We start from the raw sequence: 15,061 nt of genomic DNA on the forward strand, positions 1-15,061 counted from the left end.
TCGAATTGCCTTAGGTGCAGCTGAAACTTTTTTTAGAAACTATATAAGCCGAGATTTTAGCTGAGGATTTCAGATGGATAGGATGTACCGCAAATATATGAGCCGCGCCCTTTCGGACGCGGCTCATGTCATGGGTGCTTAGCGGGCGCGGCCGGCCGGCTGTTCGCGGAAGAGCTTCCACTCCTCGACCACCCGTCCGTTCGGCAGATGGCAATACCCTGAGTCCTGACGAACTTCGATCGTTCCCTTCTGATCCACGCAATAGGAGGAAGCAGGGTTCGTCATGACTGCGCGGTGATTGCGGGAATTCGTGTCCTTCCCCTTACCATTGGCGCCGCGGAATAGGTCCCAGGCGTCGACCGTCTTGCCGTTCCGCAACCGGCAAAGCCCGACGTCACCGCGTGCGGTCCGGCGGTTCAGGTTGGTCCCGCCGACCTTGGTGCAATGCACTGCGGCGGGATTGCCTAGATGCGCATCGGTGCGGCGCTTGGGCGAAGGCTTCTGGCTGTTCCGGAAGAGGTCCCATTCTTCATGGACCTGGCCGTTGGGCAGGCGGCAATAGCCGACATCGCCCGACGGCGTCTTGCGCACGAACGACGTGCCGCCGATCGAGCCGCAATATACCGATGCCGGGTTGGCGATGCCGACCTTGTCCGGGGCCGCCTGCGCCGGAACGGACAACATGGCCGCCGCTGCCGAGACCAGGCCGGTGCTCATCAATACTACAGACTTCATCTCATCGTCCCTACTGGCGAAGCCGGATTGGTCGTCCGGTTCGGTTTGCAAGTTCAGCAGCCGGAACATTCCTTCATCGGCATTGCCGATGCCTGAACATGTTCGCCGCCTTGCATGACACGGCCACCACGTGGCGGTGCCAGCATGACGATGACGAAGCAGACAGGCCGACACCGTAGGAATTTTTTCAGAAGGCCGTATCCAGTCCGACGCGGAAGGTGCGTGGGCGAATGGGCGTGATCTGCTCCTTGCCGGTCACAAAGGGTGTACCCATCGCGAAACGGTTGCCCCGCGCGTCGAGGATATTGGACACGCCGACGGTTACGCCGAAGCGGTCCCGGCCTATACGCGCGGTGACGGCACTGTCGGCATAATTGCCCTGCTCATCCCCCAGCACAGGTCCCAGCCCCAGGCGCGACAGCCCGATATAACGAACCCAGCCGTCGACCTTCAGCCGCGACCGGTCGCCCAGCGCGGCCTCATAGCTCATGCCGATCCGTGCCGTGATATCGGCGATATTGGGAATGGGACGCAGGCGCGCCGAGACGCCTCCCTGGTCGCCGGGCGCCCCTTGCAGCGGCAGGTCGTTCGGATCGCCCTCATTGACACTGCTGTCGTTGAGCGAGACGGCCCCCTCCATGCGCCACCCCTTCGCGATGCGGATCGCCCCGGATGCCTCCACGGTCCAGACATCGCCATTGCCGATATTGGCGGTCGACGGCAGGTTTCCGCTATCGAGGAAGTCCGCCTGGATATTTCGCCAATCGGTATGGGCGGTGGTGAGTGTCAGGGCGAAGGGGTCTCGCGCCGCACGGCCGAAGCGATAGCCCGCCTCGATCGTCGAGACCCGGTCGCTGTCGAACTGACGGACATAGTCATCGTCGACCGCCAGACCGCCCGGACGGAACCCCTGTTGATAGCGCAGAAAAGCGGATGCCCCGCCACGCAGGTCGACGAGAAGCGAGGCGGAGGGCAGCACGGACCATTCATGCCGCGTCGCCACGGTAGCGGACACGATCGGCACATCCTGCACCCGGGCATCTTCCGCCGCGCCGGACAACACGGATCGGCTGACCCGCGCGCCGCTGGTCAACAGGATCGCCGGAGTCAGCCGGACGCTGGCCTCGCCATAGGCGGTGAGTTCGTGCAGGTGATTGGACACGCCGGGAAGCGGATAGCGCTGGCCGGGCAAGACGAAGGACCGCAACAACCGGGTGCGATTCCCGGTATAGCTCAGACCCAGCAACCACCCCGACCCGTTGGCATGCGTGACCCAGGCGCGTGTCTCGTTGGCGATCATGCGGGTGCGGTTGGTCTGGACGAAAAGCGTCGCGGGATCGTTGGGCGTCGTCGCATCATAGCGCTCGGTCAGGTCGAGCGCGGTAAGGCCGGTGGAGGACCGCAATCGGATATCGCCGATTCGTCCGTCCAGCACGAACTGCCCCTGGCCGAAATCATTGCCGAACCCCTCGACCACGCGTGTCCTGCGCGTGAGGAAGGGGCCATCGCGATCCGCATATTGGCTGTCCGCACCCCGGATACGCTGCGCGATGCCGATCAGCTCCGCGCTCCAGCCATCGGCGATGTTGAGATGCAGGGTGCCGCGCCCGCCCGCGATACGGGTCGTATTGACGTTGCGGCGGCCGAGCAGCGGCTTGTCGATATAGCCACCATCCTCGACCGCCGTGGCGACCAGCCGGATTCCCAGTCGATCGGTGACGACCGGGAGATTGAGGACAGCCTGCGTATCGAAGCCGGGCGCGCCATGGGCCGTGGCGGATGCCCCGATCGCCACCGACCCACCGGTCCGGTCCAGCTCGACAGGATTGGGAACCAGGCGGATCAGCCCGCCCATCGATCCCGCCCCGTACAGCGTGCCTTGCGGCCCGGCCAGCACTTCGACCGCCGCCAGATCGGCGAGGCGAAGGTCGGGATCAGGTGCGTTGTAGCCAAGCCGCAGGTCGCCGAAATACTGGCCGACGGTCGCCTGGCTCGGACCCGAAAAGCTAGAATCGGCGATGCCCCGGATGAACAGCTTGTTCCGGCCCGCCCCCAGGCTGGTCGAGGCGATCGTCGTCAGCCGAGACGTGAGCCGTCCGGTTCCACCGGCACCGCCCAGTTCGAGATCCTGCCCCGACACCCGTATGACCTGCCCGGCGGTCTGGCCGAACGGCAGATCGCGCTTGCTGCCGATGACGATGATGTCGGGCGGAGGGGCCTCGGGCGTCTTCGCCGCTTCGGGTTGGGGGTTAGGCCGGGGCGGGGTCGGACGAGGCCTCGGCGTGCGCCTGGGAACGATCCGGTACAACAGGTTGTCGATCGCCTCGACTTCCCCGCCGCAGCGTGCCGCAATCAGGCGAAGGGCTACGACCGCACTCATCCGTCCGCGCAAACGCGGCACCGGCTTCGACCAGAGGCCAGGGTCCGTCACCACGACGCTGATCCCGCCGAGACGGCCGAGCGTGGTCACCTGATCGCGGACGCTGCCCGCGCGCAGATCGATCGACAGGCTCTGCGCCTCCGCCGGAGCCGCCACCGTCATGGCGAGCGTCAATCCTGTCGCGACCGCAGCCGCACCGAACGTCACCGATTGTCGCCCAGCACCCATTCCTTGCCATCGGCCCGGACCGATACCCCCAGCAAGCGACCCAGCCGCGCCGGATCGTCTCGTAGACTGCGGATGTCGATCGTCCCGCTGAACGGTCTGGCGGCCAGTGCGGGATCCACCCGGACGGTGCGGCCGAGTTGGCGGGTGAGATCGCGCGCGACGTCCGACAATGGCGCGTTGTCGAACGTCAACCGCCCCTCACGCCACCCGCCGACATCCGTCGCGACCTGTCGACGCAGTTCCCCGCCGCGTGCCACCACCGCCTGTCCTGGCTCGAGCCGCAGCTTCGCGCTGTCCGGGGCGACCATCACCGCCCCTTCCGCGACGGCGATGCGGGTCCCTCCCGCATCATGCGTTACGTCGAACACCGTGCCGAGGTCGACCATCTGCGTGTCGCCTGCAGTGACCCGGAACGGGTGCGCGGCGTCGTGACGCACCCGGAAAAGCATCTCGCCATGCTCGACGCTCGCCACCCGCGCATCCGCCCGGTCCAATGTCACGCGCGAACCGCCGGCCAGGACGATCTCGCTGCCATCGGCCAGTTGCACCGCGCGCTGTTCGCCCGGGGCGGTTTCGACCGCATAGGGCTGGCTGCGCTCGTTCCAGACGGAGACGCCCACGACCGCGACGAGCATCGCGGCGACGGCGCTGCCGCCCCAGCGCCAAAAGCCGTGCCGCACCGGCCGTTCGTCATTGGCCGCGACCGGTTCAGCCTGGACGGGCATCGCGGCGACACGATCGCGGGCCTCCGCCATGGCGGTCAGCGCATCGTCATACCGGTCGTGATTGCCCGGATCGGCCTCCAGCCATCCGGTCAGGCCGTCCCAGTCTTCAAAGTGAGGATCGGCGGCACGGATCGCCCATTCCAGCGCCTGTTCGTCGACCTGTCTGCCGGTCATTGCAGTTCATCCTTCAATTCGATCAGTGCACGGGTGGCGATCCGCAGATCGGCCTCCACCGTGCTGAGGCTGACGCCCAGTTCCGCGGCGATCTGCCGTTGCGACACGCCATCGATCCGGGCGCGCCGGAAGATGGCTTCCCGGCGTGCTCCCAGCCTTGCCAGGACCGCGGCGACCTTCGCCACTTCCTGTCGTGCGCCGATCACCCGCTCGCCCGCCGGTTCGGGTGAAGCCTCGCCATCCCCGCTAAGCTCGTACCAGTCCTGCTCCCGCTTCTCCCCCTGGCGTTTCGCGCGGTAGCGGTCGATCATCAGCGTATCGGCCGCCCGGAACAGGTAGGACATCGGATTGGCGATCGGACCTGATGACGAAGACGTTGATATCCTTAGCCAAAGATCATTAACCAAGTCTTCGGCTGCATCTCCCGCGCCACGCGCGACAAGAAACCGGACAAGTTTGTCACGATTGGCAAGATAAACCGCTTCAAGCCCGTTTGACGACATCGGCACCGACATTGATGGATTGGACCATGCCGTGGCCCTTACCGGATGAATCGTGAGAAATGAATTTCGACAGGCCATGTTTCGTTTGCCCGGCCGGGGAGAGATCGTCTGTCGTTGTTGAGGGTCGACAGCCACCGTCGCTCTGGCGACGTTCGCGATATCAGCGGCCACGAAAAAATGCCCATTCCTCGACGACGGCACCGTTTGGCAGATGGCAATAGCCCGTCTGGCCACCAGGAGCATTTACGGTTTCGATCCAACCGCCATTGTGTTCGCAATAGGCACTGGCAGGATTGGGCATGACCGCACGCCGGGGCCGACGACGAAACAGCAGTCGCTGGTCGACAAGGCGTCCGTCCCCCAGGCGGCAGTAACTCCCGCCATTGACCACGATGCCCACCCCGCCGGCGCGGACGCAGATACCGGGCGCGGCGTTGCCCTCTGTCATCTGCCCGAACGCCTCGCTGCTGTTCAGGATCAGCGCCGGCACGCCAAGGCACACCACCGATCCCATGGCGGCAAAAACCCAAAGACGCATCGGCATTGTAACTCCCGTTCATCCGGCAAGACCTGGCACACAAGGCTTTCTCGCCGCCCTCACTCATCAGACGAAGCGGAAGGCGAATTGCCTTGGCACGCGTCCATCATCGGCTACCCGGATGGGGATAGGAGGGGATCATTTCCCTGCTGGAGGCGTGCAAGGAAGCCTTTCGACCGGCAGCGGCTACGTACCGAGGGCAATCGAGCCGACATCCTGCGCGGCGCCCTTACTGTTCCCCGGGTCAGGCATCACGCCGCGATCGTCGAGCCCAGGACGGTCGGCAGGCGATCTGCCCGAAGCCGAGATGGCATGGGCATGGAACAGAACGTCACCCGCACGCACACCGACCCGGACCTGAGTCTGTGCGTCGGTTCGATGCTGGGTCGAAGCCGACGCGCGGAAACGGAAGGGCGGCGGTTCTGACACCGGTCGTCTCTTGCCTTACATTATGGGGGCCGATTGGGAGCGGGCCTCCCCCGCCGCCTTCATCATCGACAAAGGCTGTTTTGACGATGGTCAAGGGCACGTCGGCTGCATCTGGGCACAGGATGCGCCATGTGGCCCTATCATCCAGACCTGCTCGCCCGGCCCGTGCCGCGCTACACCAGCTATCCCACCGCCGCCGAATTTGGCGACGGGGTGGGTCATGACGACATGGCCGCCGCGCTCGATGCCGTCGATGCGGATGCCGATGTGTCGCTCTATCTGCATATCCCCTATTGCCGGGCGATCTGCTGGTATTGTGGGTGCAACACCGGCGCGGCGAACCGCACCGCGCGTCTGGATGCCTATCTGGCCCGGCTCCATACCGAGATCGACAGGATCGCCGCCCGGCTGGAGGGGCGCGGACGAATCCGGCGGATTGCCTTTGGCGGGGGAAGTCCCAACGCCATTTCGCCGGGCGCCTTTGCGGCACTGGTCGCGCATCTGCGCAGGGCCTTTGCGTGTGAAGACGCACCCCTATCGCTGGAGATCGATCCGCGCGGCTTCGCGCCGGACTGGGCGAGCGTCATCGCCGCGACCGGCGTCGCGCGGGTCAGCCTGGGCGTGCAAACCTTCGATCCCATGCTCCAGGCGGCGATCGGCCGGGTTCAACCGCGTGAGGATATCATCGGCGCCGTCACGCTGCTGCGCGGGGCCAGGGTCGGATCGATCAATTTCGACCTGATGTACGGCCTGCCCGGACAGACCGATGCGGCGCTTCAAGCCACGCTGGAAGAAGCGGTCGCGCTTGCGCCCGAGCGGCTGGCGGTCTTCGGCTATGCGCATGTCCCCCACCTGATCCCACGCCAGCGCCGGATCGACGCGACCGCGCTGCCCGGTGCGGCAGCGCGCTTCGCGCAGGCGGCATCGGCGCATGAGCGACTGACGGCGGCCGGGTACCGGGCCGTCGGGTTCGATCACTTCGCCAAGCCGCACGATCCGCTGGCACAGGCGGCGGCAAACGGCACGCTGCGCCGCAATTTCCAGGGGTTCACCGACGATCCCGCCGAGATCCTGATCGGCCTAGGGGCGAGCGCGATCAGCGAATTCCCCGACCGACTGCTTCAGAACGCGAAGAAGGCGGGCGATTGGCACCAGGCGATCGACGCCGGTCGGTTCGCGACCGCGCGGGGTATCCGGCGGACGCCGCTCGACCGGCGGCGGGGCGCAGCGATCGCGGGGGTGCTGTGCCAGGGAGTCGCCGATACGGAAGGTTTGCCGGAGCGGGATGCCATTCATGCCCGGCTTTCCCGCTTCGAGCAGGCCGGACTGCTCCGATGGGAAGGGCACTGCCTCCGCCTGACCGCCGACGCGCTGCCCTATGCCCGCAGCATCGCCGCCGCCTTCGACGCCTGGCGCAGCGAGGACGACACGCGTTTCAGCCATGCCGTCTGACCGGCCGCCGCGCTTCATGATATCGGTCGCCGCCGCCGATTGAGGGCCGGACAGGCATCCGGCCGGAACGGCGATCCGGCCAGCCATTGCGCCGACACGATCGCTGCGCCGGACGATGACGACGCTGGGTGCCGATGCTGGCCCGCGCGTAGGCCGAGGCGCGGGCCAGCATCGCTGCTCGACATGGCCGCTGTCGCGGGCTGCGATGGCGGAGGCGCCGGGTCTGGTGGTCGAGACGGTCAGCCGTCACATGACCGCGTTCCAGCAGGATGGGCTGATCACATTCGCAGGTCTGCGGGGCGTGCACCTGCTCGACCGGGTCCGCCTGGCCGGGATCGCGAGTTAAGCGGCGGATCGGCGGCTTCCCCCATCGGCCGCCCATTGGCGATCGCACAGCGCCGAAAGCACCGGGCGGTGGCTGACCAGGATCATCCCCTGCCCGGTCCGCTTCAACCGTGCGTCCATGCGCCGCGCGACGTGTGCCGCGACCACCGCATCCAGCCCCTCGCCCGGTTCGTCGAGCAGCAGCCAGGGCGCATCCGCCAGATAGGCCCGCGCCAGGGAGAGCCGCCGCCGCTCGCCGCCCGACAGCCGCGCCCCATCCTCGCCCAGCCATGTATCCAACCCCTGCGGCAAGGCGCGCACCACGTCGTCGAGCGCGGCATCGTGCAACGCCTGCCAGATTCGATCCTCGCTCGCCTGGTCGTCGGCCAGCCGCAGATTGTCCCGCACCGTGCCCGCCATCAATGCCGCGTCCTGCGGAGTCCAGGCAAAGGTCGCACGAAGACTGGCAGGTGCGAGGGAGGCGGCATCGCGTCCGCCGATCATGATCCGGCCGGGTGACAGCGGGCGAAGGCCCAGCAATCCCTCGACCAGGCTCGTCTTGCCGCAGCCCGATGGCCCCGTCAGGGCGATCCGGCTGCCTGGCGCGAATGGCATGCGGTCGATCAAGAGGCTCGCGTCCTCCGCCACGTCCGTAACCGGATGCGCTTCCGCCGCCTCGAACAGCGTTTCCAGCCGTGCCTCCGCCTCGCACAGCCGTCCCCGCTCGGTCATGCCGCGCAGGATCGGTGCGCTCGCATCGGCCGTCATCGCCGCTGCCAGCGCCGCCAGTGCCGCGATCGGTGCGCCGGCGTCCGCCGACAGGACCAGCGCCGATGCCGCTGCCAGCGCGACGCCGAGCACGTGGAGCGCTTCGAACCGGGCCGCCACGGCCGCCTGCCGCGCCTGCGCCTCGGCCAGCCGGTCGCTCGCCGCCGTGATCCGGGCGGTCGCCCAATCCTCCAGTGCGAAACAGCGGAGTTCCGCCGCCGCGCCGCCGATCGTCGCCACCTCCTCGCGCAAGGCCCCCATCGCCTGCTGCACCGCGCGGCCGGGCTCTTCCAACCGGTGCGCCCAGGCACGGGCCAGACCGAGCGCTCCCCCGACACAGGCCAGCGTCGCGACCATGGCCAGCCAGCCGCCAAGCAGCGTCAGCGCCGCGCCCGAGGCCAGCGCCGCGACGACACCCCAGGGCCCCGACAAACGGACGAAGCGCCATTCCACCGCATCGACATCCCCGATCAGCCGCGCGGTCGCTTCGCCCCGGCCGAGCGCCAGCGCGACCGAGGGCGGCGCGACGGTGAGCGCGCGGTAGAGCGCGGGCCGCAGCCGGGCGAGCGCACCAAAGGCCGCGCCATGGCTCGCCAGCCGCTCGCCATAGCGCGCCCCGGTTCGCACGATCGCCAGCAACCGGATCATGGCGGAGGGCAGCATATAGTTGAACGCCTGCGCCGCGACGATCCCCGCTCCCCCCGCCAGCGCGGCGGCGGTCAGGAACCAACCCGACAAGGCGAGCAGCAGCACCGAAGCGATCGCAACCAGCGCGGCACAGAGTCCCGCCTGCTGCAGACGACGACGTTCCCGCCAGCGTTCGGCGGCAATCAGCCTGTGGAGTGTCATGCGGCATGTCCCAGATGAACGACGCGAGTCGCGATGGCGGCCAGCGCGGGGCTGTGGGTGGCGATCAGCGTCGTGCGCTCTTTCGCGGCGCGCGCGATGGTGGCGATCAGCGCGGCTTCGGCGGCGGCGTCGAGATGCGCGGTCGGCTCGTCGAGCAGCAGGAAGAGCGCGGGGTTGAGCAGCGCGCGGGCGAGCGCGATCCGCCGCCGCTCGCCGCCCGACAGCCCGCTGCCCCGCGCGTCGAGCATGGCGCCGAGGCCACCCGGCCGGGCCGCGAGTATCGGCCCCAAGCCCGCCGCCGCGACCGCGCGCTGGATCGCCAGTTCATCCGAGCGGGGATGGGCCAGCGTCAGATTGTCGCGGATCGTGCCCGCGATCAGCAGGGGGTGCTGGCCCGCCCAGCTTGCATGTCCCGCCAGCGAGGTGAGTGGGCCACCGCCCGCCTCGACCGTTCCCGCCGATAGCGGCGCGAGCCCCAATAGCAGATGCAACACGCTGGTCTTGCCGCTGCCCGAGGGGCCGAGCAACGCCACCGTCTCGCCCGCGTCGATCCGCAGCGACAGATGCGAGACGGCGGGGGCATCGCTGCCCGGATACTGGATGGCGACATCGCGCAGGATCAGCGGAGCCGTGACCCGAACCAAGGGCACAGGCTCCGGCTCGATCAGGGGCATCAGCGTATCGGCGGCGGTCTCTGCCGCCTGCTTGTCATGATAGGCGGCGGCCAGGCGGCGCATGGGCGCGTAGAATTCGGGCGCAAGGGCCAGCACGAAGAACGCTCGGGCGAGGGTCAGCGTCTCGGGCGCGGCGAAGGGCAGCAGGCCGAGCAGGGCAAAACCGCAATAGACCGCGACCAGCGCGACCGACAGCGCCGCGAAGAACTCCAGGGCGGCGGAGGACAGGAAGGCCACCCGCAGGACGCGCATGGTCCGCTCGGCCAGTTCCTGCGCCGCCACGCCGATCGCCTCGGTCTCGCGTGTCTCGGCGCGGAAGGCCAGCACGACCGGCAAGCTGCGCACCCGGTCGGCAAAGCGCGCCGACAGACGGTGCAGCGCGACGAATTGCCGCCGCGACTCGTCCGCCGCCGCACCGCCCGCCAGGATCATCGCGGCGACGAAGGGCAGCAGCGTGCCTGCGAGAATGACCGCCGCCACCCAGCTGGCACAGGCGGTCGCGACGAGGACCAGCATCGGCGCGATGGCGGCGGCCCGGCGCGCGGGCAGGAAGCGAGAGATATAGCCGTCGAGCGCCTCGACGGCATCGACAGCCTGGCTGGCGAGCAGGCCGCTGTCGATCGGGGCACCGGGCTTGCGACGCAGCGTGGCGGCCACGGCGCGAAGTCGCTGCGCCCGCTTGACCGCGCCCGCCCTCATCGCACCCCGCCGCAAGGCCAGGGTCGCGAACACCGCGCGCAACGCCCCCATGCCCAGTATCAGCACGGCCCAGGGCCACACCGCCCCCTGCCCCATCACCGCCGTCACGCCGCCCGCGACACCCGCCGCAAAGCCGATCGCCGCCAGCGTATCGAGCAGCAACAGGCCCGCCACACCGTCGCGCCGCCCGGCCGCATCGTTCAACCAGCGATTGCGTGCCTTACGCGTCGGGGGAGCATGGGCGATCGTCGTCATGCCGCGACGGTCGCCCCGACCGCCCCCATAGTCTTTGACCGCGGTCAATGTCGGCACGGCGCGCCAAGCCTAGCGAGTCGCTCGGCAAGGGGCCGGGGGGCGGCTCCTCTTATGGAGACATGCTATGGACCCCGGCGTCGTAGACCTGTCGCGACTGCAATTCGCGGCGACCGCGCTGTATCACTTCCTGTTCGTACCGCTGACGCTCGGCCTGTCGATGATGCTGGTCATCATGGAATCGGTCTATGTCATGACCAACCGCCCGGAATGGCGCGTGACGACGCGCTTCTGGGGCAAGATCTTCGGCATCAACTTCGTGCTGGGTGTCGCCACCGGCCTGACCATGGAGTTCCAGTTCGGCACCAACTGGTCCTATTTCTCGCATTATGTCGGCGACATCTTCGGTGCGCCGCTGGCGATCGAGGGGCTGATGGCCTTCTTCCTGGAGGCGACGTTCGTCGGGCTGATGTTCTTCGGCTGGGACCGGTTGTCGAAGCTCGGCCATCTGATCGTCACCTTCATGGTCGCGCTCGGCACCAATTTGTCGGCGCTGTGGATCCTCGTCGCCAATGGCTGGATGCAGAACCCGGTCGGCGCGAGCTTCAATCCCGATACGATGCGCATGGAGGTCGCCGACTTCGGCGCGGTGCTGTTCAACCCGGTCGCCCAGGCCAAGTTCGTCCACACCGTCAGCGCGGGCTATGTCTGCGCTTCGGTCGTAGTGCTGGGCGTGTCGGCCTTCTGGCTGCTGAAGGGCCGCTTCCTGCCCGTTGCGCGCCGGTCGATGACGGTGGCGGCGGCGTTCGGCCTCGCCTCGTCGCTGTCGGTCGTCGTGCTGGGCGACGAGAGCGGCTATGCGCTGACCGACAATCAGAAGATGAAGCTCGCCGCGATCGAGGCGGTCTGGCACACCGAGCCCGGCCCCTCCGGCCTGACCCTGTTCGGCTATCCCGACACGGTGGCCCGCGAGACGCGCTACAAGGTCGAGATTCCATGGCTGCTCGGCCTGATCGCGACGCGCAGCCTCGACGGCACGGTCACCGGCATGTCCGAACTGGTGCTGAAGGCGCAGGAACGCATCGCCTCGGGCGTGATCGCCTATGACGCGGTCCAGCGGCTGAAGGCGAACCCGCAGGACATGCGCGAGCGCGCCCGGTTCGAGGCGCACAAGCGCGACCTGGGCTATGCCCTGCTGCTCAAGCGGCAAATGGCCGATCCGCGCGCCGCGACGCCGCAGCAGATCGAGGCGGCGGCCTGGGACACGGTGCCCGATGTCGGCCTGCTCTTCTGGAGCTTCCGCATCATGGCGGCGATCGGCTTTGCGATGATCGCGCTGTTCGCCGCCGCCTTCACCTTATGCTCGCTGCGGATGCATCTCGATGCGCGTTGGTTCCTCCGCCTCGCGGTGGCGGCGATCCCATTGCCCTGGATCGCGATCGAATTGGGCTGGGTGGTCGCCGAGCTGGGTCGCCAGCCTTGGGCGATCGAAGGCGTGCTGCCGACCTTCCTGGCGACCAGTTCGCTGTCGCGCGGTGCGCTGTGGACCACGCTGGCGGGCTTTACCGCGCTTTACGGGGTACTGGCGGTGATCGAGGTCCGACTGATCCTCGCCGCCATCGCGCATGGCCCGGAAGAGCGGAACGACCAGCCCGCCCCCGGCCCCATCCCCGCCGCCATTCCCATCACCGCCTGAAGGAGGCCAGGACATGTTCGATTATGAGATGTTGCGCCTGATCTGGTGGGCGCTCTTGGGTGTGCTGCTGATCGGATTTGCGCTGACCGACGGGTTCGACCTGGGCGTCGCCGCCCTCCTGCCCTTCGTCGCGCGCAGCGATGCCGAGCGGCGGATGGTCATCAACTCCATCCGGCCAACCTGGGAGGGAAACCAGGTCTGGTTCATCCTGGGCGGCGGCGCGATCTTCGCGGCCTGGCCCTTCGTCTATGCGGTCAGCTTTTCGGGCTTCTACCTTGCCATGTTCCTGGTGCTGGCCGCGCTGATCCTGCGGCCGGTGGGGTTCAAATATCGCTCGAAGCGGCCGGACCCGGCCTGGCGCACCCGCTGGGACTGGGCGCTGTTCGTCGGGGGACTGGTGCCAGCTCTCGTCTTCGGCGTCGCGGTCGGCAATGTGCTGCTGGGCGCGCCCTTCCGTTTGGATGGCGACCTGCGTGCCTTTTACGATGGCACGCTCCTCGGCCTGTTCACGCCCTTCACCCTCGTCTGTGGGCTGTTGTCGGTGGCGATGCTGGTCCTGCACGGCGCGGCATGGCTGTCGATCAAGGTTGAGCATGGTCCCGTCCATGACCGGGCGCGGGCATTCGGCACGGCGGCGGCCATCGCCTCCATTCTGCTCTTCGCGGTCGGCTTCGCCTTCGTCGCATGGGGCGATATCGGCTACCGGATCGTCGGCACGGTCGATCCGCTCGGCCCGTCCAATCCCTTGCGCATGACGGCGGAGCAAGCGGGCGGCGCATGGCTCGACAATTATGCGGCCTATCCGTGGATGATGGCGCTACCCGTACTGGGCTTTGCCGGGGCCGCATTGGCACTGATCGGAATCCGGGCGGGACGCGAGGCGCTGGCCTTTGCCGGATCGTCGCTCGCCGCGACGGGGATCATCGCGACCGTCGGTTGCGCAATGTTCCCCTTCATCCTGCCGTCCAGCATCGACGCGCATAGCAGCCTGACGGTGTGGAACGCCTCGTCCACACAGAAGACGCTAGGCATCATGCTGTTCGTCACGCTCGTCTTCCTGCCGATCGTGCTCGCCTACACCGCCTGGGCCTACCGGGTCATGTTCGGCCGCGTGACGGCGGACGCGGTGCGTACCAACCCCGACTTTTACTGAGAAAGGAACGACCCATTTGGTATTTTTCCTGGGTGCTGGGCCTCGGCCTGGCGATCGGCTTCGGCATCCTCAACGGCATCTGGCACGAATTCCATCTGCCGCGGGAGGATGACGTGTCACCTCCACACTGACAGATAGGACAATCCGTCCGACGACAGGGGATCATGGCCGCGCTATAAGGCAAGGCCATGATCCCGAACGACATCTGTGCCGATTGCGCGGTACGCGACCGGGCCTTGTGCGGCAGCCTGAACGACCGGGAGCTGCTCGCCCTGAACGCCATCGGCCAGCGCCGACGGGTCGCGCGCGGCCAGACCATCGCCTGGGCGGGCGACGAGGCGGTGATCTGCGGCAACCTGCTGACGGGCGTGCTGAAACTGGTCGCCGCCACCGCCAATGGCCGCGAGCAGACGGTCGGCCTGCTCTACCCCGCCGACTTTTTCGGACAGCCCTATGCGGGCGATGTCGACTTCACCCTGACCGCGCTGACCGAGGCCGAACTGTGCGTCTTTCCCCGCGCCGCCTTCGAGCGGGTGCTGGAGGATCATCAGCGCATGGAACGCCTGTTGCTCCAGCGGACCTTCGAATCGCTGAACGAGGCGCGGGGGCGGATGCTGGTGCTGGCGCGCAAATCGGCGGGGGAGAAGCTGGCGGGCTTCCTGCTCGACATGGCGGCGCGCGCCGGGGCCAGCGGATGCCGGGCCAGCCGCGACGGGCCGGTAACATTCGACCTGCCGCTGACGCGCGGGCAGATCGCCGATGTGCTGGGCATGACGATCGAGACGGTCAGCCGCCAGCTGACCCGGATGAAGCAGAGCGGGGTGATCGGCCTGCCCGGCGGCCGCGCCATCACGATCAGCGACCGCGAGGCGCTGGCAGCGCGGGCCGAAGCGGCCTAATCCAGCAGGCTGTCGGCCAGCGCGTCGATCAACAGCGACCGCGCCTCGGGCGTCAGTCGATGCCCCGCCAGCGCGATGATGGCCAGCTGCTCGAAATCGACCGCGCGGCGGCATCCGTTGAAGAAGCTGCGCAGCATATGGCCCAGCGTCTCGGGCGCGGCGAAGGCATCCGACTCGGCAAAGGCCGCGACCAGTTCGCGTGCCGCCGCCGCATCCGCCTCATGCCGGTGGCGGACATGGTCGAGGAGCGTGTCGGTGAGCGGATCGGCCCGCCCGTTGGACAGCATCGCCTTCAGATAGACGCCGTCCGCCTGCTCGCCCCGCGTCACCAGCGACTCCAGCGCCTGCAGGAACAGCGTCATGGTCGCGGCGTCGGGACGATCGGGCAAGGCATCCGCCATCGCCTCCGCCTGCCCGCATAGCGCCAGCCGACGACGATGCTCCTGAAGCAGGCGGATCAGGTCGATTTCCTGAATGACGTGCCAGCGCCGCGCGAACGGCACGACACTGCCTTGAAGTGGGTTGCGGTCCATCGCGGGTCTTCTCCTTCGCCCCCCTGGTGACGAAGCGACGCGGCCCCCGC

At 67.8% G+C, this 15,061-nt stretch carries 14 protein-coding genes; 6 read left to right on the plus strand and 8 right to left on the minus strand.

Annotation, left to right across the window (positions count from 1 at the left end; all coding sequences use genetic code 11):
* Window positions 1–138: 138 nt before the first annotated feature.
* From ASF14_RS20930 to ASF14_RS22075, 5 genes are all read right to left on the minus strand, one after another.
* On the minus strand, window positions 139–804 hold the full coding sequence (locus tag ASF14_RS20930) for a putative hemolysin (RefSeq protein ID WP_076714126.1): 666 nt from the start codon (window positions 802–804) through the stop codon (window positions 139–141).
* Between the two features lie 118 nt (window positions 805–922).
* On the minus strand, window positions 923–3,322 hold the full coding sequence (locus ASF14_RS13900) for a TonB-dependent receptor (protein ID WP_236697075.1): 2,400 nt from the start codon (window positions 3,320–3,322) through the stop codon (window positions 923–925).
* Window positions 3,319–4,242, minus strand: a complete 924-nt coding sequence (locus ASF14_RS13905) for a FecR family protein (RefSeq protein ID WP_056436083.1) — start codon at window positions 4,240–4,242, stop codon at window positions 3,319–3,321. Before ASF14_RS13905 ends, ASF14_RS13900 begins: the two co-directional genes overlap by 4 nt.
* A complete protein-coding gene (locus ASF14_RS13910) occupies window positions 4,239–4,916 on the minus strand; it encodes an RNA polymerase sigma factor (protein WP_330218793.1) in 678 nt (225 codons plus the stop codon). Before ASF14_RS13910 ends, ASF14_RS13905 begins: the two co-directional genes overlap by 4 nt.
* Window positions 4,906–5,289 (minus strand): DUF333 domain-containing protein, encoded by a 384-nt coding sequence (locus tag ASF14_RS22075; protein WP_201780597.1) that lies wholly within the window; start codon window positions 5,287–5,289, stop codon window positions 4,906–4,908. The genes ASF14_RS13910 and ASF14_RS22075 overlap by 11 nt, the downstream gene beginning before the upstream one ends.
* Before the next feature lie 552 nt (window positions 5,290–5,841).
* On the opposite strand from ASF14_RS22075, the gene hemN reads away from it, so the two are divergent.
* Together hemN and ASF14_RS13925 are read left to right on the plus strand one after the other, a co-directional pair.
* Window positions 5,842–7,164, plus strand: a complete 1,323-nt coding sequence (gene hemN / locus ASF14_RS13920) for an oxygen-independent coproporphyrinogen III oxidase (RefSeq protein WP_056436089.1) — start codon at window positions 5,842–5,844, stop codon at window positions 7,162–7,164.
* 115 nt (window positions 7,165–7,279) lie between these two features.
* Window positions 7,280–7,510, plus strand: coding sequence for a helix-turn-helix domain-containing protein (locus ASF14_RS13925; protein WP_056436095.1), 231 nt, complete (start codon window positions 7,280–7,282; stop codon window positions 7,508–7,510).
* On the opposite strand, the gene ASF14_RS13930 is transcribed toward ASF14_RS13925, so the two are convergent.
* Both ASF14_RS13930 and cydD read right to left on the minus strand, forming a co-directional pair.
* Entirely contained in the window at window positions 7,507–9,105 is a 1,599-nt protein-coding gene (locus ASF14_RS13930) for an amino acid ABC transporter ATP-binding/permease protein (protein ID WP_056436098.1), read from the minus strand. The genes ASF14_RS13925 and ASF14_RS13930 overlap by 4 nt on opposite strands.
* Window positions 9,102–10,733: a thiol reductant ABC exporter subunit CydD gene (cydD, locus tag ASF14_RS13935; protein WP_056436432.1), complete on the minus strand. Its 1,632-nt coding sequence runs from the start codon at window positions 10,731–10,733 to the stop codon at window positions 9,102–9,104. Before cydD ends, ASF14_RS13930 begins: the two co-directional genes overlap by 4 nt.
* Window positions 10,734–10,857: 124 nt before the next feature.
* Between cydD and ASF14_RS13940 the strand changes: the two genes are divergently transcribed.
* From ASF14_RS13940 to ASF14_RS13950, 4 genes are read left to right on the plus strand one after another with little or no spacing between them, the layout of a single operon-like run.
* Window positions 10,858–12,426, plus strand: a complete 1,569-nt coding sequence (locus ASF14_RS13940) for a cytochrome ubiquinol oxidase subunit I (protein ID WP_056436101.1) — start codon at window positions 10,858–10,860, stop codon at window positions 12,424–12,426.
* Window positions 12,427–12,439: 13 nt separating this feature from the next.
* Window positions 12,440–13,579, plus strand: a complete 1,140-nt coding sequence (gene cydB / locus ASF14_RS13945; protein ID WP_056436103.1) for a cytochrome d ubiquinol oxidase subunit II — start codon at window positions 12,440–12,442, stop codon at window positions 13,577–13,579.
* A gap of 14 nt (window positions 13,580–13,593) precedes the next feature.
* On the plus strand, window positions 13,594–13,710 hold the full coding sequence (gene cydX, locus ASF14_RS20945; RefSeq protein ID WP_082442271.1) for a cytochrome bd-I oxidase subunit CydX: 117 nt from the start codon (window positions 13,594–13,596) through the stop codon (window positions 13,708–13,710).
* 57 nt (window positions 13,711–13,767) lie between these two features.
* Complete coding sequence (locus ASF14_RS13950) at window positions 13,768–14,478, plus strand: Crp/Fnr family transcriptional regulator (protein WP_056436105.1); 711 nt, start codon at window positions 13,768–13,770, stop codon at window positions 14,476–14,478.
* Here ASF14_RS13950 and ASF14_RS13955 read toward each other — a convergent pair.
* Entirely contained in the window at window positions 14,475–15,011 is a 537-nt protein-coding gene (locus ASF14_RS13955) for a hypothetical protein (protein ID WP_056436108.1), read from the minus strand. The genes ASF14_RS13950 and ASF14_RS13955 overlap by 4 nt on opposite strands.
* Window positions 15,012–15,061 lie beyond the last annotated feature (50 nt).

Origin of the sequence: Sphingomonas sp. Leaf257, assembly GCF_001422185.1 — a bacterium.
Classification (GTDB): Bacteria; Pseudomonadota; Alphaproteobacteria; order Sphingomonadales; family Sphingomonadaceae; genus Sphingomonas; species Sphingomonas yabuuchiae.